The sequence below is a fragment of the Pseudomonas sp. GW821-FHT11D10 genome (genome assembly GCF_058808435.1).
In genome coordinates, this window is sequence record NZ_JBXARR010000001.1 from 483,298 (window position 1) to 503,294 (window position 19,997).

Here is a 19,997-nt window from a genome sequence, read left to right on the forward strand (position 1 = left end):
GGCGGACTCCGATGCGATGAGCGGGCGCAATGCATCGGGGAGGCCCGTTCATCGCTTTCCCTTGCTGGACCACAGGTTAGAAAGGGTGGCAGATGACCTGTCGTTCCTTTGACAAACCTTCCTCATTCGGCTGTAGGAACCGAACTACCCAAGACGCTAGAACAGGTCTATAAAAATGCAAGCGAAAAACTTTTTTGGACTGACTGGCGAAAAGGAAAATTCATTTTGTCTGCACGACTTTTTCTAACGATCGGGTTTGCGCTGCTCGCCGGCTGTTCGTTTTTCGGGCCGAAAGTGGATCTCGACAGCCTGACCCTCGACGTCGCGCCCAAGGCCAATGACGACACCCCGATCGCCGTGGATTTCATCGCGGTCAACGATCCGGATCTGCTCAAGCAACTGTCGGGCATCAGTGCCCGTCAGTGGTTTGCCGAGCGCGAGCAGTACCAGCGCGACTATCGTCAGTTGATGAGCGTCTGGGGGCTGGAGCTGGTGCCGGGGCAATTCATCGACCGCCAGCCGTTCCCTTTGGGGGGCAAGCGGGCGGCTGGACTTTTGGTCTTCGCCAGCTATAACACTCCCGGAGCGCACCGCCTGCGGCTGGACGATCAGAGCGACGCATGGCTCAAGTTCGACAGTCGCGAGATGAGCCTGGTCAGCAAGGAAAACTGAAACACACCGTCCGCCGCCGGTTCGCGGTGCAGTCGAAGGGAGTCGTATGAGTCTGCTACCTGACGCGGTCTGCTGGCATGAAGGCATGCAATTGCTGCCACAGCATTTTCAGTTACAGGGCCTGCGGGCCGAGGCGCTCGGCGCGCATCTGGCTCAGGCGTGCAATCCGTGGTTTTTCGGCGTCAGCCACATGGAGTTCGACCCGTCGGCGATGAGCGCCGGGGTGGTGCGGGTGCTGTCGTTGCTAGGGACGATGCCGGACGGTCTGCCGGTCAATCTGCAGGTCGGCGTCGACCCGACGCTGGAGCTGGACGTCGCTACCGCGATCGACGCCACGGACGATGCGACGGTGACGGTCTATCTGGCGATCAGTCCGCTGTGGCGCGCCGGTCAGTTGCTGCCGCTCAAAGGACGCTTGCAATCGGTGGTCGGCGAGGCGTTACCGGATCTCACCAGCGGCGAATTTCCTGAGTCGATCACGGTATGGCGCCCCAATCCACGGCTGTGTACGCAACTGAACAAAGCCGATTCGATCTGCCTGCCGCTGCTGAAAATCCGCAAGGAGGGCGGTGGTTTCCTGCCGTTGCCGTACACGCCGCCGACACCGGTCCTATTGCCGGAATCGCCACTGGGTCGGCGGGTAGCCGGGCTCTGTGCGCGGGCTCGGGAAAAGTGCCTGTTTCTCGGCGGGCGGTTGCGTCAGGCGCAGCAGGCGGGCAATCAGGATGACGCGCTGGAAATCCGTCGGCAGATGACGGCGTTGTGGGCGCGATTGCCGGAAGTGGAAGGGGCGCTGATCAGCCGTGTCGCTCATCCGCAAAGCATTTATGTGCAACTGCTGGGACTCGCCGGTGCGTGGTCGGCGCTGGATCCGCTGGCGGGCGTGCCGGCTTTTGCGCCACTGGATTTTCTCGAATTGCAGCGCGGTTACGAACCGCTGCTCGACTGGCTGGAAAACACCCTGGAACTGATCCGCGCCGGTTATCGCAGCATTGCGTTCGAGCGCGGCGAGCAGAGTTTCTCCATTCAGTTGCCGGACGAGCAACCGAGCCAGCGTCTGGTCATAGGCCTGCGCATGCCCAACGGTGCCAGCGAGCAGGCGGCCGGCGAATGGCTGCGAGGCGCGATCATCGCTTCGGCGCCGCACATTGCCTTGCTCAGCCGCCAGCGCATGAGCGGTCTGACGCATCAGGCCATGAGCCGTAGCGAGCAGGTGGCCTACAGCGTCGGCGACGACACCCGGCTGTTCGTGGTGACCGCCGAAGGCAGCTGGTTCGACGCGCAACTACCGCTGATGATCGCCGCGCCGGCCACCAAGCTGACCAGCAGCCCGTGGCAAGTGGTGTTGTTTGTCGCCCAGAACAGTGAACGTGCCTGATCACACAAGGAACGTCGTATGTCGCAAGGAAGTGCCGCAAGCCTCGGGTTGCAGGACGCTCCGCTGAGCAGTGCGTTCCGCCACACCTGGCAGCAGTGGTCGCAGGACTGGAGCCAGTTGCCCAAGGACAGCGAGGACGAAGCGGCGCTGGTCGAAACCGTGGTCGAACTCTCGACCCAGGCTTCGCAACGGTTGTGGCGCACGGCGTTTGCCCGGGTGGGCGATTCGGCGACCGAACAGGTCAAGGCGTTGGTGTATGCCTTTGTCGCGCTGGTCGATGAGACCCTGTTGTTCAGCCCGTGGCCGGGCCAGAGCGCCTGGCAGGAAAAGCCTCTGGAGTCGCGACTGTATTCCAGCCGTCAGGCCGGCGAGCAAGTGCCGGCGGCGATCCAGACCCTGCTCGATGAACAGCAGCCCACCACCCGCGATTTGGCCAACGTGTATTTGCAGTGTCTGATCCTCGGTTTTCACGGACGCCTGCGCGGTGAGCAGGGTCAGGTGCAACGGGAAAAATGGCGGCGCGCCCTGTTCACGTTTGCCTGGCAGGACGAAGCCGATTACACCGACGTCAGCCAGCGACTGGTACAGCCCTCGCTGGCGACACCCTTGCAGTTGCCGGTACGCACAGCGTTGCCCGATGGCTTTCGTCTGGCGCTGGGCATTCTGGCGATGATTCTGCTGCTGACCGGGCTCGGGCAGTTTCTGTGGCGCGACATCCGTCAGGAACTGGAGCCGGTGTTGCAGGCGCCCGACACGCTGACGGCGCCGGAGCAAGACTCATGAGTACCCTGACGATCGTGGCCTGGGTGGTCGCCATCCTCCTGCTGCTGGTGATCATTGCGGTGGCGGTGTGGTGGTTGCGCACCCAGAGCGGCGCGGCGATCCGCAGTTTCTACGCCGCGGTGCGGCACATGGAACAGGAGCAGGGCGCCCACGACCGGTATCAGATGCCGTGGCTGCTGATGCTCGGCGATGAAACCCAGGGCGCCCAACTCGCCACACAATGGCGTCTGCAACCCACCGACAAACCGGCGTGGTTCGGTCGCTGGTGGTCGGACTCCGAGGGCGCGGTGCTGGTGCTGCCGCAAGCGCTGTTTTTGCCGGAAGACGGCATGCACCTGCAACGCGGCGGCTGGTGGCGCCTGCTCGGGCTGATCCTGCGCCTGCGCAGCAAGCGTCCGCTGGACGGGGTGATCTGGACGGTGCCGGTCAGTCGGCTGAGCAATCTGGAACAGGCCACGCAACTGGGACTGGCGGCGCGTCGGCGCTTCATCGATCTGTTGCAGCGCTTTGGTCTGAGCCTGCCGGTGTACGTGGTCATCACCGGGCTGGAAGAGCTGCCGGGGTTTCAGGAACTGATCAGCGCCTTGCCGGACGAGGCCCGCGATCGCACCTTGGGCTGGTCGTCGCCCTATGCGCGCGATGCGGTGTGGCAGGGGCAATGGAGTGATCAGGCGCTGGACCGGTTGCATCGTGCGGTGGCGGAAGCGGTGATCGAAATCGGCACCTTGTCCGGGCATTTGAGTGCGGATCTGTACGCCTTGCCGGAACGTCTGGAAACCCTGCGCCGTGGTTTGCAGAACGTGCTCGAGCCGGTGTTCCAAGGCAACGCTCAGGGCGAGGCACCGTGTTTTCGTGGTGTTTACCTGACGGCCAATCAGCCGGCTGACGATGCGCTGGACGGTTTTTCTGCCGATGACAGCGGCCTGCAGCAAAGTGCGTTTGTGCGTCAGTTGTGGCGTCAGCGAATAGTCGGCGAACGCGGACTGGCCCAGGGCGTGCCGCGCCTGTTGCGCTTGCGCCAGCGCTGGCAGCGAGTCACCGCCGGGGTGGCGCTGGTGGTCGGGGTGGTCTGGGCGGTGGCGATGCTCTGGGTCTGGCAGGCGTCGGTCAAGGACGCCCATGAACTGGCGCGACTGCTGCAAGGCGCGCAGAAGAATTATGTGGCGGTCACCGACGACGAACATCGGTTCGAGCCGACCCGGCGCAACGTGCAGAACTTCTGGCGGGTGCTGGAACGGGCGCCGCACTGGCACTACGTTTCGCTGGCCTTTCCGACGTCGTGGTTTTCTTCGCTGGACGGTCGACTCGAACAGGAAGTGTTCAGGTCGACCCAGCGTCACATGCTGCAACCGCTGCACGATCTGCTGGTCGCGGAGCTGGCAAAAATCAAGGCGATCCGCGCCACCGACCGGCGCACCAGCGTCGAAAGCGAAGACCCGGCGCAGTGGCAGAATTATCAGAAGGCCACGGATCTGGTCGAGCGGGCCTTGCGTCTGGAACAACAGAACCAGTTGTTCGCCCAGGTGCAGAACAATCAGCGGGTGCCGCTGGAGGACTTGGCGCAACTGAGCAACAGCGCGCTGTCACTCAACCTCAACGCCGGCACTTTGCCCCACGCCGCCTACTACAACCGACTGCTGGCGGCCAATGATGGCGGCGACTTGCAGGCGCTGGATCTGAGCGTTGAACGGCCGCTGATCGTGAGCAATTTCACCGGGCTGATGGAGCGCTGGCTCGATCAGTATTTTCTGGCCGACAACTTCGTCAGCAAGGCCGGCTACCTCAAGTTGCATCTGGAACAGCTTGAAGCCGGGAGTGGCAACAGCCTCACCGAACTGGAAGACCTGCGCGCGCTGATCGACGACCTGCAAGCGGCGATCGCCCTGACCAACTCGACCTGGAGTCGCGGCAAGGGCCAGGAGCTGGTGCCGGGTTATCGCGAGTTTCTCGACAAGGTGCGCAAGAGTTCATTGCTCGGCCCGGCCGTCGAACAGCAGCTCGATGCGCAGGCCGGCAAGTTGCAGCAGAGTTTTCGCGATCAATGGATCGCCCAGGTGGGTTCGCGGGGCAATCTGCTGGTGCAGCAGGGCAGCGGGCAACTGGCATTGCAGGATCAGGTGGTCAAGCTCAACAACGCGGTGCAGGCGCTGTTCAAGCGTGACTTCGTCTCGATTGCCCTGCGCGCCAGCCAGGACAGCGTCAACCGGCAAGGCCAGACCGTGGACGGCGATGACCTCAACGAGTCGCTGAATTATTTCGCCAGCTACAAGAGCTACGTCGCCGAAGAGCTGCCGCGCATTCCGCCGGCCTATCGCGAAGCATTGCTGCAAGCGGCCGAAACCGCCGCCGCGCAAGCGATGTGGTTGAGTCTCAAGGATCACGATGACCAGACTCATCCCTACGCGGTGTTCAACGTGCAGGCCGTGCAGGCGATGAACCTGCAGAAGGCCTTTGTGGAGGTCCATCGCAGTGATCTGGCGGCACGTCTGCAAGGGGCGCTGAACCGCCGGGCGATGGCGCAGATTGTCGGCGGGCTGGATGAAATCACCGCGCAGCCGCTGTTCGGTGGCCGCACGGAAATCAGCCAATGGGACGGCTCGAAAAACCTCGGCCTGCAACTCTACGGCGCCAGCGACGTGCAGGATCTGAAGCTGAGCCTCAAGCAACAGTTCAACACCATGCTCGGCATCACCGAGCGTCGCGCCCCGGCGCTGGAATGGCTGAAGACCCAGCAGGGCAATCTGTCGGCGCTGGATTACGAGCGCGTGACCCAGTTCAGCGCGCTCAACGACGAATTGCTCAAGTACAAGGATTCCAACCCCGCCAGTTCGCCGGCGCAGATCGAGCAACTGGTCAGCCGCGACTTCATTGAAATGGACACCGGCTCCTGCGTGCAGGTGTTGCAGACCGCCAATCTGACCGGCGGCCGCGGCACCCTGGCGATGCGTGCGGTGGAGCTGCAACAGTCGGCCCTGCAACGCTGCCAGTTTCTGCAACAGCAACAGGCGGCTGCCGCGTGGAACGAACTGGCCGGCTACTTCAATCAGTATCTGGCCGACCGCTTTCCGTTCGCCAACGGCGTGCAGGCGCAGGATGCCGACCCGGCGCGGGTCCAGCATTTTCTGGCAATCATCGACAAGCGCTTGCCGGTGGCCCAGGCCGGACTGGTCCTGAGTCAGACCCCGGAGCGGCTGGCGGCAGAGGATTTTCTCAACCGGGTGAAACAGGCCAGCGTCTGGCTGACGCCGCTGTTCGTGCGCGACAAGAGCGGTATTCTCGGCGTCGAGCTGGACGTGCGCTGGCGCACCGATCGCGAAGAAGAGAAGGGCGCCGATCAGGTGATTGCCTGGGGCTTGCTGGCCGGCAATCAGCAGATCAGCTATCCCGCTGCCGTCCAGCCGAACCTGCGCTGGATGCCCGGCCAGCCGATCCGCCTGACCCTGCGCTGGGCGCGCAACGGCAAGGAGCGCCCGGTCAACGACCCGCTGCAACCGAACCTAGTGGTGCGCGATCTCGAGGCCGGTTGGGAGTATGGCGGGCCGTGGTCGCTGCTGCGCCTGATGCGCGCGCACTTCTCGGTGCAGCGCCAGCCGAGCATGGATTACACCGATTTTCCGCTGAGCCTGCGCCTGCCGGTTACCGCGCAGAACGACAGCGTCACCAGCGAATTCACCCGGATGTTCGTGCGCGTGTCACTGATGAGTCAGGGCTCGAAACTGCCGCTTTCGATTCCGCCGTTACCGACCCGTGCGCCGCGTTCACCGTTCCAGGTGACCGGCACCACCGCCGCCCTTGAATCGCAGAAGGAGGATTTGTGAGCCTGCCATCGACCCCGTTGCCGGACCTGATCGATCAGTTGCTCGCGCCCATCAGCGACGATGCGCCCTGTGGTGCGGATCTGCGCTATGAGCGTGAGTACGACCAGTTGCGCGATCTGCGCCGCGAGGACGACGCAAGTCTGCCCACGGGCGTCTGGCAGTCGACCCTGAAACGGGCCAACTGGCCGGAAGTCGAGCGGCTGACCACCGCGTTATTGCTCGAACGCAGCAAGGACCTGATGCTCAGCGCCTGGCTGGGTGAGGCCTGGCTGCATTTGCAGGCACTTGATGGACTGCCGGGCAGTCTGGCGCTGATCGCCGGTCTGTGTGAGCGCTATCCCGAACATTTGCATCCGCAGGCCGACGACGGTGACCAGTCGTGGCGGGCGATTCCCCTGGAATGGCTGGTGCGTCGCTACAGTGAAGTGCTGCTGACCCGGGTGCCTTTATTTGGCGCCAGCAACAGCGATTTTGAGGGTTACACCCTCGAAACCTGGCGACGGATTCAGGTGCAGCAGGTGCAGGCCAACGACTCCAAAGGCGCCAAGGCGTCGGCCGAGACCGCGCGCAGCGAACACAAGAAACTCATCGAACAGGTGCGGGCCACGCCCATGGCATTCTGGTTGCGCCATCAAGGCAATCTGCTGCTGAGCCTGCAACACCTGCAGCGTCTCGATGCCTGGTGCGATGCGTATCTGGGAGATCAGGGGCCGGGGCTCGGGCCGTTGCAGGACACCCTTCAAGCGTTGTTGACCCTGGTTCAGGAGTTCATCGCCATGCACCCACAACAACCACTGTCGGCACCGCCGCCCGCACCGGTCGCGGTCTCACCGGTTGAAGCGTCTGTCACGGCCACGCCCGAAGCCGCGCCAGTGCCGCGCGAACCGGCCAGCCGCGAAGAGGCTTATCGGCAATTGCTGCTGATCGCCGAGTACCTGGCCCGCACCGAACCCCACAGTCCGGTGCCGTATCTGATCCGGCGCGGGGTCGAGTGGGGCAACAAGCCGTTGAGCGAACTGCTCGGCGAGCTGATTTCGGCAGACGCCGAATCCCGGCGACTGTGGACCTTGCTCGGCGTGCTTTAGTGCACGCGCTGGTTGTTCAGTTTCGGCGGCAACTGGAGCGGCGTCAGCACCGGTTCGCCGGAGAAGAACGCCACCAGATTCTTGCCTACCAGCTCAACCGTGCCTTGGGTGGCCTCCGGTGACAGCCCGGCGACGTGCGGGGTCAGAAGCACGTTGCTCAGCCCCTTCAGCGCATCGGGTACTTGCGGCTCGTGATCGAAAACATCCAGCGCTGCGCCGGCAATTCGCCGTTGTTCCAGCGCGCTGATCAGGTCGGCGGTGGCGATCACGCTGGCACGGGCAATGTTGACGATAAAACCGTTGGGGCCCAAGGCATCAAGCACCGGACGGGTCACCAGATGTTGGCTGCCGATGCCGCCGGGTGTGGCGATCACCAGAAAGTCCGAGGCCCGGGCCAGTTCGGTCGGGGTCGAGCAGAACGCGTAAGGCACGTCACTGCGCACCTGACGGTTGTGGTAGCTGATCTCCATGTCGAAGCCCAGGCCTGCGCGTTTGGCAATCGCCATCCCCACCGCGCCCAGCCCGAGAATCCCCAGACGCTTGCCGGCCAGCGACGGGCGCATGATCTTCGGCCACTCGCCCCGACGCACTGCTGCATCGCAGCGCGGAATGTCGCGCACCAGCGCCAGCAGCATCGCCATGGCGTGGTCGGCCACCGATGAAGCGTTGACGCCGGCACCGTTGGTGACGGTCAGGCCACGGTCGCTGGCGGCCTGCAGGTCGACCTGCTCGTAACCGGCGCCGATCACGCAGATGATTTTCAGCGCGGGCAAGGCCGCGATTTCTTCAGCATATAAACCCAGCGGGCCACGGGTCAGCACCGCATCGATCCGTGCCCCGTGGGTGGCGATGGCTTGCGCGCGCTCGGCAGGGGTCGGCGCAAGAATCAGGTGAAAACCCTGACGTTCGAGGATCGGCAAATAGTCATTGATGGTTTCAACCAGTACCAGAACGGTGGCGGGCATTGCTCGGCTCCTGTGATCGTCTGTCTTGGGCGCAAAAGTCGGTTCAGAGTGCTGATTCCAGAGCGGTTTGGCAATGGCTGGCACGGCCCCGCATCAGGCAGTGTAGGAGCTGATGCGGGGAGTGCGCGGGTGCTTCGTCAGAAGGTGACGTCGGCGCTGGGAGTCACAGAATCAGGTCACGTACTGGGCGATGCCGTTGCCGAATGACCAGTTCTCTTTTTTCACTTCCACCAGATTGATGAACACATCCTCCTGACGCACGGCCAACTGCTGGTTCAGGTTGCGCGCGATGGTCTGGAACAGCCGTTGTTTCATTTCCACGGTGCGGCCTTCGCTGATGGTCAGCTGGATGAACACGATGCCGTCGCTGCGCTGGATCCCCAGGTATTGCGGGTCATAGACGAAGTGCTGGTCGTCGTGCTCGGCCAACACCTGAAAGTTGTCATGTTCCGGCACATTGATCTCGCTGCGCAGGGCGGCGTAGATCACTTCGCCAATGCGTTTGGCGAACGTCGGGTCCGGGTTTTTCTTGATGTCGACGCGGACGAGGGGCATGGGATGGCTCCACAGGCGAGGGGACTGGACGGGGATGTCAGTCAATTCGCCATTGGGTATAGCCGAAAAATGCCAGACGGTGAGGTTGTTTAAAAACGGTAGGAAATTGACGCACCGTCCTGCGGTATTTACGGATGTTGCCTACGCGTGCTGCCGGATTCATCCGCTATACGGCGGGGTGAGAAGCGCGGAATTATAGAGAGCAGGACGGGATGCGTTCTTCATGACGAAGCAGTAATCCGGACGGAAATTGCCATCAGCCAAGGAAGGCCAATGCTTCAGAACAACCGCGAAAACCTGGAACTCGACAGGCTGCATAACGAAACGCGAAAACTGATAGCTGAGCGGCAGAAGCTTATGGCGGAACAGAAGAAGCTGAAGTGGGAGACGTATTTTTATCCGGTTGCGGTGGTGGCCGGCGTGTTGACGGCAAGCGCGGCATTGGCAGGCGTCTTTTTCAAGTTTTGAGCGTTCGTTTTCGCAATCTTCAGACACATGACCCAAAAGGAAATCAACATGAGCACCTATGACGCCAAAGCCAGAATGGAACAACTGGAACGGGAACACGATGAGTGGGCCGAAAAAATACGTATCAAAGACAGGAAAGAAATGCGCCCGATCTGGGGGTTGATGGGGCTGGGCATCTTTTGCATGTTCCTCGGCTTCATATTGGCCCGATCGATCTGATCGGGCTTTCCCATGGCTCATTCGGCGCCGGTGCATGTCATAAAACGACATGTCGCGTATCTGGCGCCGACAGGCTTTTTCCTGAAAACGACAAGCCTCCGATCTGCTCCGTACAACCATTCCTCAGCTAAGTCTTTGCTTCTGCTCATTTATCGCGGAGAATCGCGCCCCTGTTTCGGCCGGAGCATGTCTGTCGGTTTTTTCCGACGCGTCCTGACCGAGTGGCAAGTGACCGGAATGCGGAGATCCGACCGGATGAATGATCAGGCCAATAGCGTCGAACAACGCTTTGAAGCGGCAGCACCAGCCGAACTGTCGAGCTGGAATCGCCATGACACTACCTGGATGTTGGGACTGTTTGGGACGGCCATCGGCGCCGGCACCCTGTTTTTGCCGATCAACGCAGGTCTGGGTGGCTTCTGGCCGCTGGTGATCCTCGCGCTGCTGGCCTTCCCGATGACGTTCTACGCACACCGCGGTCTGACACGCTTCGTGCTCTCCGGTCGCGAAGGCGCCGACATCACCGACGTGGTGGAACAGCATTTCGGCATCAAGGCCGGCGCGCTGATCACTCTGCTGTACTTCTTCGCGATCTTCCCGATCCTGCTGATCTACAGCGTCGGCCTGACCAACACGGTCGCCAGTTTCCTCGAACACCAACTGCACATCACGCCGCCACCGCGCGCACTGCTGTCGTTCGTGCTGATCCTCGGCCTGCTGGCCGTGGTGCGCTGCGGCGAACAAGTGATCGTCAAGGCCATGAGCCTGATGGTGTATCCGTTCATCGTCGCGCTGCTGTTCCTGGCGGTGTACCTGATTCCGCACTGGAACGGCGGCATCCTGACCACCGCTTCGCAGGTGCCGGCACCGTCGGCGCTGCTGCATACGCTGTGGCTGGCGATTCCGGTGATGGTGTTCTCGTTCAACCACTCGCCGATCATCTCGGCGTTTGCGGTGGATCAGAAGCGTCGTTACGGCGTCCACGCCGACGAGCGTAGCTCGCAGATCCTGTCCCGCGCCCATCTGCTGATGGTGGTGATGGTGCTGTTCTTCGTCTTCAGCTGCGTACTGACCCTGTCGCCGGAGCAACTGGCGGAAGCCAAGGCGCAGAACCTGTCGATCCTGTCGTACCTGGCCAACCACTTCAGCAACCCGACCATCGCGTTCGCGGCGCCCCTGATTGCGTTCGTGGCCATCTCCAAGTCGTTCCTCGGCCACTACATCGGTGCCAGCGAAGGCCTGAAGGGCTTGATCGTCAAAAGCGGCAAGCGTCCGGGCGCCAAGGCCCTGGACCGCATCGTGGCGGCGTTCATGCTGGTGGTGTGCTGGATCGTGGCGACCCTGAACCCGAGCATCCTCGGCATGATCGAAACCATCGGTGGCCCGGTCATCGCGGCGATCCTGTTCCTGATGCCGATGTACGCGATCCGTAAAGTGCCGGCAATGGCCCGTTATCGTGGGCAGATGTCGAACGTGTTTGTCACCGCAGTGGGTCTGGTGGCGATTTCGGCGTTGATCTACTCGCTGACTGCTTGAGGTTCAACACAAGATCCCGTTTGATCTTGTGAAACACAAAGGCCGATCTGCCTCGCAGGTCGGCCTTTTTTGTGCCTGCGATCTTCGCGGGCAGGTCAACTCCCGCCAGGTGATCATTCCCACGCAGAGCGTGGGAACAATCAGCGCCAGCCGTTCAGCAGGCATAAAAAAACGCCGCTCATCTCGCGATGGGCGGCGTTTTTCATTGCGTTGCAGCGTTAGGCTTGAACGACAGGGATCTTGGCGTTCGCAGCAGCTTCACGGAACTCGGCAATCTGGTCGAAGGACAGGTAGCGGTAAACATCGGCCGCCATGCTGTCGATCTTGCCAGCGTATTCCATGTACTCCTCGACGGTCGGCAGGCGACCCAGGATCGAAGCAACGGACGCCAGCTCGGCCGAAGCCAGGTAGACGTTCGCGCCGTCGCCCAGACGGTTCGGGAAGTTACGGGTCGAAGTTGACACCACGGTGCTGTTCGGCTCAACGCGTGCCTGGTTACCCATGCACAGCGAGCAACCTGGCATTTCCATGCGGGCGCCGGCCTTGCCGTAGATGCCGTAGTAGCCTTCTTCGGTCAGTTGGTGAGCGTCCATCTTGGTCGGCGGCGACAGCCACAGACGGGTTGGCAGCTGACCCTTGACCTGATCCAGCAGCTTACCGGCAGCGCGGAAGTGACCGATGTTGGTCATGCACGAACCGATGAACACTTCGTCGATCTTCTCGCCAGCAACGCTGGACAGCAGACGGGCGTCGTCCGGGTCGTTCGGCGCGCACAGTACAGGCTCGCTGATGTCGGCCAGATCGATTTCGATGACTTCGGCGTATTCGGCGTCGGCATCGGCTTCCATCAGTTGCGGGTTGGCGATCCAGGCTTCCATCGCTTGGGCACGACGCTCCAGGGTACGCGCATCGCCGTAGCCTTCGCCGATCATCCAGCGCAGCAGGGTGACGTTGGACTGCAGGTACTCGGTGATCGACTCTTTCGACAGCTTGATGGTGCAACCGGCAGCCGAACGTTCGGCCGAGGCGTCGGACAGTTCGAACGCCTGTTCCAGGGTCAGACCTTCCAGGCCTTCGATTTCCAGGATGCGGCCGGAGAAGGCGTTTTTCTTGCCTTTCTTCTCGACGGTCAGCAGACCGTTCTGGATGGCGAAGTAAGGAATGGCATGAACCAGGTCACGCAGGGTGATGCCAGGTTTCATTTTGCCTTTGAAGCGCACCAGGATCGATTCCGGCATGTCCAGCGGCATGACGCCGGTGGCAGCGGCGAACGCGACCAGACCGGAACCGGCCGGGAACGAGATGCCCATCGGGAAACGGGTGTGCGAGTCACCACCGGTACCGACGGTATCCGGCAGCAGCATGCGGTTCAGCCAAGAGTGGATGATGCCGTCGCCCGGACGCAGGGAAACGCCGCCGCGGGTCATGATGAAGTCAGGCAGGGTGTGGTGGGTGGTCACGTCGATCGGCTTCGGATAAGCCGCGGTGTGGCAGAAGGACTGCATCACCAGATCAGCGGAGAAGCCCAGGCACGCCAGGTCTTTCAGTTCGTCACGGGTCATTGGACCGGTGGTGTCCTGAGAACCTACGGTGGTCATCTTCGGTTCGCAGTAGGTGCCAGGACGAACGCCTTTGCCTTCTGCCAGACCGCAAGCCTTGCCGACCATTTTCTGCGCCAGGGTGAAGCCCTTGGTGCTTTCAGCCGGAGCTTCCGGCTTCTTGAACAGGTCGAACGCAGGCAGACCCAGTTCGGCGCGAGCCTTCTCGGTCAGGCCACGGCCGATGATCAGCGGGATACGGCCGCCGGCGCGGACTTCGTCCAGCAGGACCGGGGTCTTCATTTCGAAGGTGGTGATGACTTCGTCGGTACCGTGCTTGCAGACTTTGCCAGCGTGCGGGTACAGGTCGATCACGTCGCCCATGTTCATGTTCGATACGTCGAACTCGATTGGCAGTGCGCCGGCATCTTCCATGGTGTTGTAGAAGATCGGAGCGATTTTGCTGCCGAAGCAGAAACCGCCAGCGCGCTTGTTCGGCACGTAAGGGATGTCGTCGCCGAAGAACCACAGCACCGAGTTGGTCGCCGATTTACGCGAGGAACCGGTACCGACCACGTCACCGACGTAGGCGATAGGGAAGCCCTGGCCGCGCATTTCTTCGATCTGCTTCATCGGGCCGGTCTTGCCTTGCTCGTCCGGAACGATGCCGTCACGGGCCATTTTCAGCATGGCCAGGGCGTGCAGCGGGATGTCAGGACGCGACCAGGCGTCTGGCGCAGGGGACAGGTCGTCGGTGTTGGTTTCGCCGGTGACCTTGAAGACGCGCAGGCTGATCTTGTCGGCCAGCACAGGGCGCTTCTTGAACCACTCGCCGTCAGCCCAGGATTGCAGCACGGCCTTGGCGTGAACGTTGCCGTTCTTGGCTTTTTCAGCCACGTCGTGGAAGGCATCGAACATCAGCAGGGTGTGCTTGAGTTCTTCGGCGGCCACTGGCGCCAGCTCGGCGTCGTCCAGCAGTTCAACCAGGGTCACGATGTTGTAGCCGCCCTGCATGGTGCCGAGCAGTTCTACAGCGCGCTTCTTGTCCAGCAGAGGGGAGGAGACTTCGCCCTTGGCCAGTGCGGAGAGGAAACCGGCCTTGACGTAGGCGGCTTCGTCCACTCCTGGTGGTACGCGATTGGTGATCAGGTCAACGAGGAAAGCTTCTTCGCCAGCCGGAGGATTCTTCAGCAGCTCGACCAGGCCTGCAGTTTGTTCGGCGTTAAGCGGCTGGGGAACGATACCCAGGGCTGCACGCTCTTCGATATGTTTGCGGTAGGCTTCAAGCACAGTTATTACCCTCATCAGTGGTCCCAAATGGGTGTCCGGGACGCTCATCCCGAAATTGCCGTACTCATGCTCCTCACGACGTTGTGGGTCGTTCGGCCAGAATTACCGGCAATTCCTTACAGAAGCTGCTTTCAAAGTTTTACGCCTGCAGAACGGGGAGCTGATGAGGGTTGGCGTATGGCTTTTCCCCGCTGGAAAAACCTTACGCCAACACCGCTCTGAAGGAACGACTGTGCTCGTGACGCTTTGAAAACAGCTTCTAACGGACATTGGCGCCTAAAAAGGCTGGCTGATTCTACGGCAAAAAAAATTTAAAGGTAAGTCGCGCTCTATTGGACTTTGGTTGCGTTGTGCGCGGGTGGGGCAAACCTTGATCCAGCGCTTGTCCCTGACGTTTGAGGGGTGATGAATGGCGGACAAAGGGCTAACATGCCGACCTGTTCCGCGTTTCAAGTGTTCTGCCCATTCTATGCCCAATCAGACCATCAAGACCCCCTGCGTCGGCCTCTGCTCCACCGTTTACGGTGATCTGGTGTGCCGTGGCTGCAAGCGTTTCCACCACGAAGTGATCCACTGGAACGGTTACAACGAGGAAGAAAAGCGCGCGGTCTGGCTGCGTCTCGAGCAATTGCTGTCACAAGTGATGGCGAGCAAGGTCGAAGTCTTCGATCCGGCGCGCCTGCGCCATCAGCTGGAACAGCGCAAGATCCGCTTCGTGCCGCATCAGTCGCAATATTGCTGGGCGTATCAGCTGATTGCCCGGGGCGCGCGGGTGATCATTAATCTGGAAGCCTACGGAATGGTGCTGCTGCCGGAGTTTCGCGACTGGAACCTGCCGGAACTGCGCGATGCCATTGATCGGGAATTTTTCCTGCTGTCGGAAGCGCACTATCAACGCTACATTGCGCCCGGTTTCCTCAAGGATGCCCTCGGCGACTGAGCATTACCTGTGGCGAACACGCTCGCCACAGGATCACAACAATGCTTAATGTTTCACCGCCAACTCCACCAGATGGTCTTCAACCTCCGGCGGTTTGAGCACCAGCACATCACTCTCCAATTGATCCAGCACCTGTTCGGCCGTATTGCCGATCAACGCACCGGATACCCCGCTGCGCGCCACGGTGCCAATCACCGTCACCGCCGCCTGCAGCTTGTGCGCCATGAACGGAATCAGCACATCCGCCGGGCCTTCCTCGACGTGCAGGTGAGCGTCATCGATGTCGAATTCAGCCTGAAACGCCCGGCATTGCTCGCGATAGCGCGCCTCGATGGTTTCCTTGAGCTGGAACGTCGGGTCCGCCGCCGACAGCATCGGTGACGGATGGGCGGTAATCACGTGCAGATGCCCCTTGGCCAGGCTGGCGATGTCGAAGCCGTGGTCGATGATCGTGGTGTGCAGATGACGGTGTTCGCCATCGGCATTGCCCACGTCGACCGCCGCCAGAATCACCTTGTCCTTCCACGAACCGGCGGTTTTCACCAGCAGCACCGGGGTAGGGCAGTGGCGCAGCAGTTTCCAGTCTGCCGGGGTCAGCAGGGCCTTTTTCAGCGAGCTGTCGGGGAAATGCTGTTTGATCACCAGCCCGCAGCCTTCGGCCTGCTGCACGTCGATGATGGTTTCGTGCAGGCTCTCGTTCCACGCCTGTTCGGTGGTGACGCTGTAGCCGTCCGCCAAAAGCGCGGCCTTGAGCACGCTGAGCATGCCGGCGTGATCGTGCTTCTTGTCGCAGACCAGCAGGTGCAGATGGGCCTGGGTCACCCCGGCGATCAGCTTGGCGCGCTTGAGCGCCAGGCTTTCCGCGTGTTCGGGTTCGATGACCACCAGAATGCTGCGAATGGCTTGCATGAGTGAGTCTCCAGCAATGAAAAGGCACGGCGTTGCACAACTATAGTTGCTGCGCATCCGTCTGCGACTTGATGCATATCAACGCGCGCGGCTGGTGGTCTGCGGGCAGGCCGGTATAATCGGCGCCCTTCGCTCGAACACCTTTTGACCGTGAGCCCCATGATCCTTCCCGAAATCCACGAATTCCTTGGTTGCCGCACGCCTGACGCCTGGGTTGAAGCCGCGCTGGCCGATCAGGAAACCCTGCTGATCGACCACAAGAACTGCGAGTTCAAGGCCGCCAGCACCGCGTTGAGCCTGATCGCCAAGTACCATTCCCACGTCGATCTGATCAACATGATGTCGCGTCTGGCCCGGGAAGAACTGGTGCACCACGAACAGGTGATGCGCATCATGAAGCGACGCAAGATCGAGCTGCGCCAGCTGCACGCCGGCCGTTATGCCTCGAGCCTGCGCAAAGTGGTGCGCAGCCACGAACCGGTGAAACTGGTCGACACTCTGGTGGTCGGCGCCTTCATCGAAGCGCGCAGTTGCGAGCGGTTCGAAGCGCTGGTGCCGCATCTGGACGAAGAACTCGGCAAGTTCTACTTCGGCCTGCTGAAAAGCGAGGCCCGGCATTTCCAGGGTTACCTGAAACTGGCTTACCAGTACGGCGACGCCAAGGACATCGCTCAGGTGATCGAGAGAGTCCGCGCCGCCGAGCAGGACCTGATCGAGTCGCCGGACGAGGAATTCCGTTTCCACAGCGGCGTACCCGTCGCGGCATGAATTGTTAAAAACTCTTAAGAGTATGAAACTTCAACGAAAACCGGCCCTGGAGGCCGGTTTTTGCTGCCTGCGATAAACGTCTCGTCATTGAATGCCCGCATAATGTCGCCCACTTCACAAAGCGGTTGGCGGCGGTTGTTATGGATAACCTGGGTTTTGGCAGAGTCCTGCTGGTGGAAGACGATGAGCGGCTGGCCGCGCTGATCGCGCACTTTCTCGAACAACACGGCTACGAGGTGCGCACGGTGCATCGCGGCGATCTGGCCGTGGCCGCGTTTCTCGAATTCAAGCCCAAGGTGGTGGTGCTCGACCTGATGCTGCCGGGGCAGAGCGGCCTGCACGTGTGCCGGGAAATCCGCAGCGTGTCGGACACGCCGATCGTCATCCTGACGGCCAAGGAAGACGACCTCGACCATATTCTGGGCCTGGAGTCCGGGGCCGATGACTACGTGATCAAACCGATCAAGCCGCCCGTCCTGCTCGCGCGCCTGCGTGCCTTGCAACGACGGCAAGTCCCCGAAAGCGGCGTGGTCAGTTCGCTGGAGTTCGGCAACCTGATCATCGACCGCAGTTGCCGCGAAGTGCGTCTGGCGGGCGAGCTGATCGAACTGACCACCATGGAGTTCGAGCTGCTGTGGCTGCTGGCCAGCGCTGCCGGCAAGATCCTGTCGCGCGATGACATTCTCAACCGCATGCGCGGCATCGCCTTCGATGGCCTCAACCGCAGCGTCGACGTGTACATCAGCAAGTTGCGCAACAAACTCAAGGACAACCCTCGCGAGCCGGTCTGCATCAAGACCGTGTGGGGCAAGGGTTACCTGTTCAATCCGTTCGCGTGGGAGTTGTAGATGCTGCGGTTATTTCTCGGGCTGTTTCTGGTGATGACGGTCGGGCTGGTGGCGGCGCTGCAAACCGTCGAACACACCTTCAACGCGTTGCTCGACAACCAGATGCAGGCCTACAACCGTGAAGCGGTGCGCGGTCAGGCGTGGTCGCTGATCGAACACATGCGCGACCAGCAGGGCGCGGCGCGCGAGGCGCAACTGGAGGCGTTGCGGCCGCACTACGGGTTGACGCTGAGCCTGGTCGAGGCTGACCAGTTGAACCTCAACGATCAGGAAAAAGCCGAACTGGCCCAGGATCTGCTGGTGATTCGCGATGACTACACCCAGTTCATCAGCAACATCGACGGTGGTTCGCAGTTGCTCAGCATCAAATTGCCGCCCGAGCCGAGCCTGATGCCGTTCTACATTGCCGGGGCCTACCTGATGCTGGCCGTGTTGCTCGGCATCGTCCTGTACTTCTGGGTGCGCCCGCACTGGCGCGATCTGGAAAAACTGCGGCTGGCCGCCGAGCGCTTCGGCGACAACGACCTCTCGGTGCGGATCCAGCTGTCCAAACGTTCGAACATCCGCGACCTGGCCGGCCACTTCAACCTGATGGCGGCCCGCATCGAAGGCCTGATCGCCAATCAGCGCGAACTGACCAACGCGGTCTCCCACGAACTGCGCACGCCGATTGCTCGGCTGTCGTTCGAACTCGACCAACTCAAGCAGCAACCGGACGCCAGCCAGAACCGCGAACTGATCGCCGACATGTACGCCGACCTCGGCGAGCTGGAAGAAATGGTCTCTGAACTGCTGACCTACGCCAGCCTCGAACGCGGCGCGACCGTGATCACCCGCGAAAACATCCAGGCTGCCAACTGGCTCGACAGCGTGGTCGGCAGCGTGGCGCTGGAGGCCGAGGCCGCCGGGGTGCAGCTGTTGATCGTTGATTGCCGGGTCGATGAAGTGCGGATCGAGCCGCGCTTCATGGCGCGGGCGGTGATCAATCTGCTGCGCAATGCCATTCGGTATGCCGAGCAGCGGGTCGAGGTGTCGCTGGTGCGTATCGGCGATCAATACGAAGTTCAGGTCAACGACGACGGGCCGGGCGTGCCGCTGGAAGGACGGGAGAAAATCTTCGAACCGTTCTCTCGCCTGGACGCCAGCCGCGACCGCCGCACGGGCGGCTTCGGCCTTGGTTTGGCGCTGGTGCGGCGGGTGTCGCAGTCCCATGGCGGGCAGGTCGAGGTCGGTGATTCACCGTGGGGCGGCGCATCGTTTCGCATGACCTGGGCGCATCTGGATTGATTGAATTTCCTCCCCCCGAAGGGGGATGTGTCTGATCAGCTCAGTACGTAATCCACCGGTTTCAGCGCCGGCGGCAAAGGCTCGGTCCCCAGCTCCGAGAGAATATCCCGCTCGATACCCCGCACCAGCGCATCGGTTGGCAAATCGTTTTCATCCCGGCCGAACGGGTCTTCCAGCTCATCGGCAATCGCATCCAGGCCGAAGAAGGTGTAGCTGACAATCGCCGTGAACAGCGGCGTCAGCCAGCCCAGCGGTTCGGCCATGGCGAACGGCAGCAGGATGCAGAACAGATAAATCGTGCGGTGCAGCAGCAAGGTGTAAGGGAAGGGCAGCGGTGTGTTCTTGATCCGCTCGCACACCGCCTGCGCCTGGGTCAGGCTGGTCAGGTGATTGGCCAGCAGCATGTAGCGCCATTCGCTGAGATCGCCAGACTCATGCAGATCGGAACATTGCTGGCCGACCGTCTGCAGGATGCGCCCGCTGTAATCCGGCACCTGTGCATCGTGCTGCGGGGTGATCCATTCGGCGCTGGCGGCGGCTTCGTCTTCCCGGCGCAGTCGCGCATTCAGCGCGTGGGCGAAACCAGCGAGGTTGAGCAGCAACAGACGGCGCTGGGCGGATTCGCGGATCACATGAGTCTCGCGAATCACCGAACGCACATGCACGATCACTTCGCCCCAGGCCTTGCGCGCTTCGTACCAGCGGTCGTAGCAGGCGTTGTTGCGAAAATTCATGAAGATCGACAGCGACAGACCAAGCAAGGTGAACGGCGTGGCGTTGACCTTGGTGAAGTTGCTCGGGTGGAGCATTTCCACCAGCACGATGGCCGACGCCAGCAGCGTCACCATCAGGGCGCGCAGGGCGATGCGCTTGGCAATCGAGCCCTTGAGGGTGAAGAGAATGGCGAATTGATTGACCTTGGGTCGGATGATCATGCG

Annotated in this window: 17 protein-coding genes; 12 read left to right on the forward strand and 5 right to left on the reverse strand. The window is 61.6% G+C overall.

The features are described from left to right. Positions 1 to 225 precede the first annotated feature (225 nt). From AC1RT4_RS02360 to tssA, 5 genes are read left to right on the forward strand one after another with little or no spacing between them, the layout of a single operon-like run. Complete coding sequence (locus AC1RT4_RS02360) at positions 226 to 672, forward strand: hypothetical protein (protein WP_039767163.1); 447 nt, start codon at positions 226 to 228, stop codon at positions 670 to 672. 46 nt (positions 673 to 718) lie between these two features. Then, positions 719 to 2,050 (forward strand): type VI secretion system baseplate subunit TssK, encoded by a 1,332-nt coding sequence (tssK, locus tag AC1RT4_RS02365; RefSeq protein ID WP_493083277.1) that lies wholly within the window; start codon positions 719 to 721, stop codon positions 2,048 to 2,050. Positions 2,051 to 2,068: 18 nt separating this feature from the next. Continuing rightward, positions 2,069 to 2,833: a DotU/TssL family secretion system protein gene (locus AC1RT4_RS02370; RefSeq protein ID WP_493083279.1), complete on the forward strand. Its 765-nt coding sequence runs from the start codon at positions 2,069 to 2,071 to the stop codon at positions 2,831 to 2,833. Next, on the forward strand, positions 2,830 to 6,651 hold the full coding sequence (locus tag AC1RT4_RS02375; protein ID WP_493083281.1) for a type VI secretion system protein: 3,822 nt from the start codon (positions 2,830 to 2,832) through the stop codon (positions 6,649 to 6,651). The genes AC1RT4_RS02370 and AC1RT4_RS02375 overlap by 4 nt, the downstream gene beginning before the upstream one ends. Next, positions 6,648 to 7,736: a type VI secretion system protein TssA gene (gene tssA, locus AC1RT4_RS02380; RefSeq protein ID WP_493083283.1), complete on the forward strand. Its 1,089-nt coding sequence runs from the start codon at positions 6,648 to 6,650 to the stop codon at positions 7,734 to 7,736. Before AC1RT4_RS02375 ends, tssA begins: the two co-directional genes overlap by 4 nt. On the opposite strand, the gene AC1RT4_RS02385 is transcribed toward tssA, so the two are convergent. Both AC1RT4_RS02385 and AC1RT4_RS02390 read right to left on the reverse strand, forming a co-directional pair. Further along, positions 7,733 to 8,701, reverse strand: a complete 969-nt coding sequence (locus tag AC1RT4_RS02385; protein WP_493083285.1) for a 2-hydroxyacid dehydrogenase — start codon at positions 8,699 to 8,701, stop codon at positions 7,733 to 7,735. The two genes, tssA and AC1RT4_RS02385, sit on opposite strands and share 4 nt — an antisense overlap. A 171-nt stretch (positions 8,702 to 8,872) precedes the next feature. Further along, positions 8,873 to 9,256: a tautomerase family protein gene (locus AC1RT4_RS02390; RefSeq protein ID WP_007958838.1), complete on the reverse strand. Its 384-nt coding sequence runs from the start codon at positions 9,254 to 9,256 to the stop codon at positions 8,873 to 8,875. A gap of 273 nt (positions 9,257 to 9,529) precedes the next feature. On the opposite strand from AC1RT4_RS02390, the gene AC1RT4_RS02395 reads away from it, so the two are divergent. The 3 genes from AC1RT4_RS02395 to AC1RT4_RS02405 all read left to right on the forward strand — a co-directional run bounded on the left by AC1RT4_RS02395 (position 9,530) and on the right by AC1RT4_RS02405 (position 11,479). Further along, entirely contained in the window at positions 9,530 to 9,724 is a 195-nt protein-coding gene (locus tag AC1RT4_RS02395; RefSeq protein WP_007958836.1) for a hypothetical protein, read from the forward strand. A 48-nt stretch (positions 9,725 to 9,772) separates the two neighbouring features. Then, complete coding sequence (locus AC1RT4_RS02400) at positions 9,773 to 9,943, forward strand: hypothetical protein (RefSeq protein ID WP_007958834.1); 171 nt, start codon at positions 9,773 to 9,775, stop codon at positions 9,941 to 9,943. A 255-nt stretch (positions 9,944 to 10,198) separates the two neighbouring features. After that, positions 10,199 to 11,479 (forward strand): HAAAP family serine/threonine permease, encoded by a 1,281-nt coding sequence (locus AC1RT4_RS02405; protein ID WP_039767145.1) that lies wholly within the window; start codon positions 10,199 to 10,201, stop codon positions 11,477 to 11,479. A gap of 218 nt (positions 11,480 to 11,697) precedes the next feature. On the opposite strand, the gene acnB is transcribed toward AC1RT4_RS02405, so the two are convergent. Continuing rightward, on the reverse strand, positions 11,698 to 14,307 hold the full coding sequence (acnB, locus tag AC1RT4_RS02410) for a bifunctional aconitate hydratase 2/2-methylisocitrate dehydratase (protein WP_045121882.1): 2,610 nt from the start codon (positions 14,305 to 14,307) through the stop codon (positions 11,698 to 11,700). Between the two features lie 469 nt (positions 14,308 to 14,776). Between acnB and AC1RT4_RS02415 the strand changes: the two genes are divergently transcribed. Beyond that, entirely contained in the window at positions 14,777 to 15,247 is a 471-nt protein-coding gene (locus AC1RT4_RS02415; RefSeq protein WP_493083289.1) for a DUF1289 domain-containing protein, read from the forward strand. 45 nt (positions 15,248 to 15,292) lie between these two features. Here the strand turns inward: AC1RT4_RS02415 and AC1RT4_RS02420 are convergent, their stop codons facing one another. Further along, complete coding sequence (locus AC1RT4_RS02420; protein ID WP_493083291.1) at positions 15,293 to 16,156, reverse strand: universal stress protein; 864 nt, start codon at positions 16,154 to 16,156, stop codon at positions 15,293 to 15,295. 159 nt (positions 16,157 to 16,315) lie between these two features. Between AC1RT4_RS02420 and AC1RT4_RS02425 the strand changes: the two genes are divergently transcribed. The 3 genes from AC1RT4_RS02425 (at position 16,316) to AC1RT4_RS02435 (ending at position 19,059) form a co-directional block, all read left to right on the forward strand. Further along, complete coding sequence (locus AC1RT4_RS02425) at positions 16,316 to 16,924, forward strand: MiaE family protein (RefSeq protein WP_085602796.1); 609 nt, start codon at positions 16,316 to 16,318, stop codon at positions 16,922 to 16,924. Between the two features lie 140 nt (positions 16,925 to 17,064). Further along, positions 17,065 to 17,772 carry a response regulator gene (locus tag AC1RT4_RS02430; RefSeq protein WP_007958821.1) on the forward strand — a complete coding sequence of 236 codons (708 nt, stop codon included), beginning with the start codon at positions 17,065 to 17,067 and terminating at the stop codon, positions 17,770 to 17,772. Continuing rightward, positions 17,773 to 19,059 carry an ATP-binding protein gene (locus AC1RT4_RS02435; RefSeq protein ID WP_007958820.1) on the forward strand — a complete coding sequence of 429 codons (1,287 nt, stop codon included), beginning with the start codon at positions 17,773 to 17,775 and terminating at the stop codon, positions 19,057 to 19,059. A 35-nt stretch (positions 19,060 to 19,094) separates the two neighbouring features. Here AC1RT4_RS02435 and AC1RT4_RS02440 read toward each other — a convergent pair whose 3' ends face one another. Next, positions 19,095 to 19,994, reverse strand: a complete 900-nt coding sequence (locus tag AC1RT4_RS02440; RefSeq protein ID WP_007958819.1) for a bestrophin family protein — start codon at positions 19,992 to 19,994, stop codon at positions 19,095 to 19,097. Positions 19,995 to 19,997: the final 3 nt, after the last annotated feature.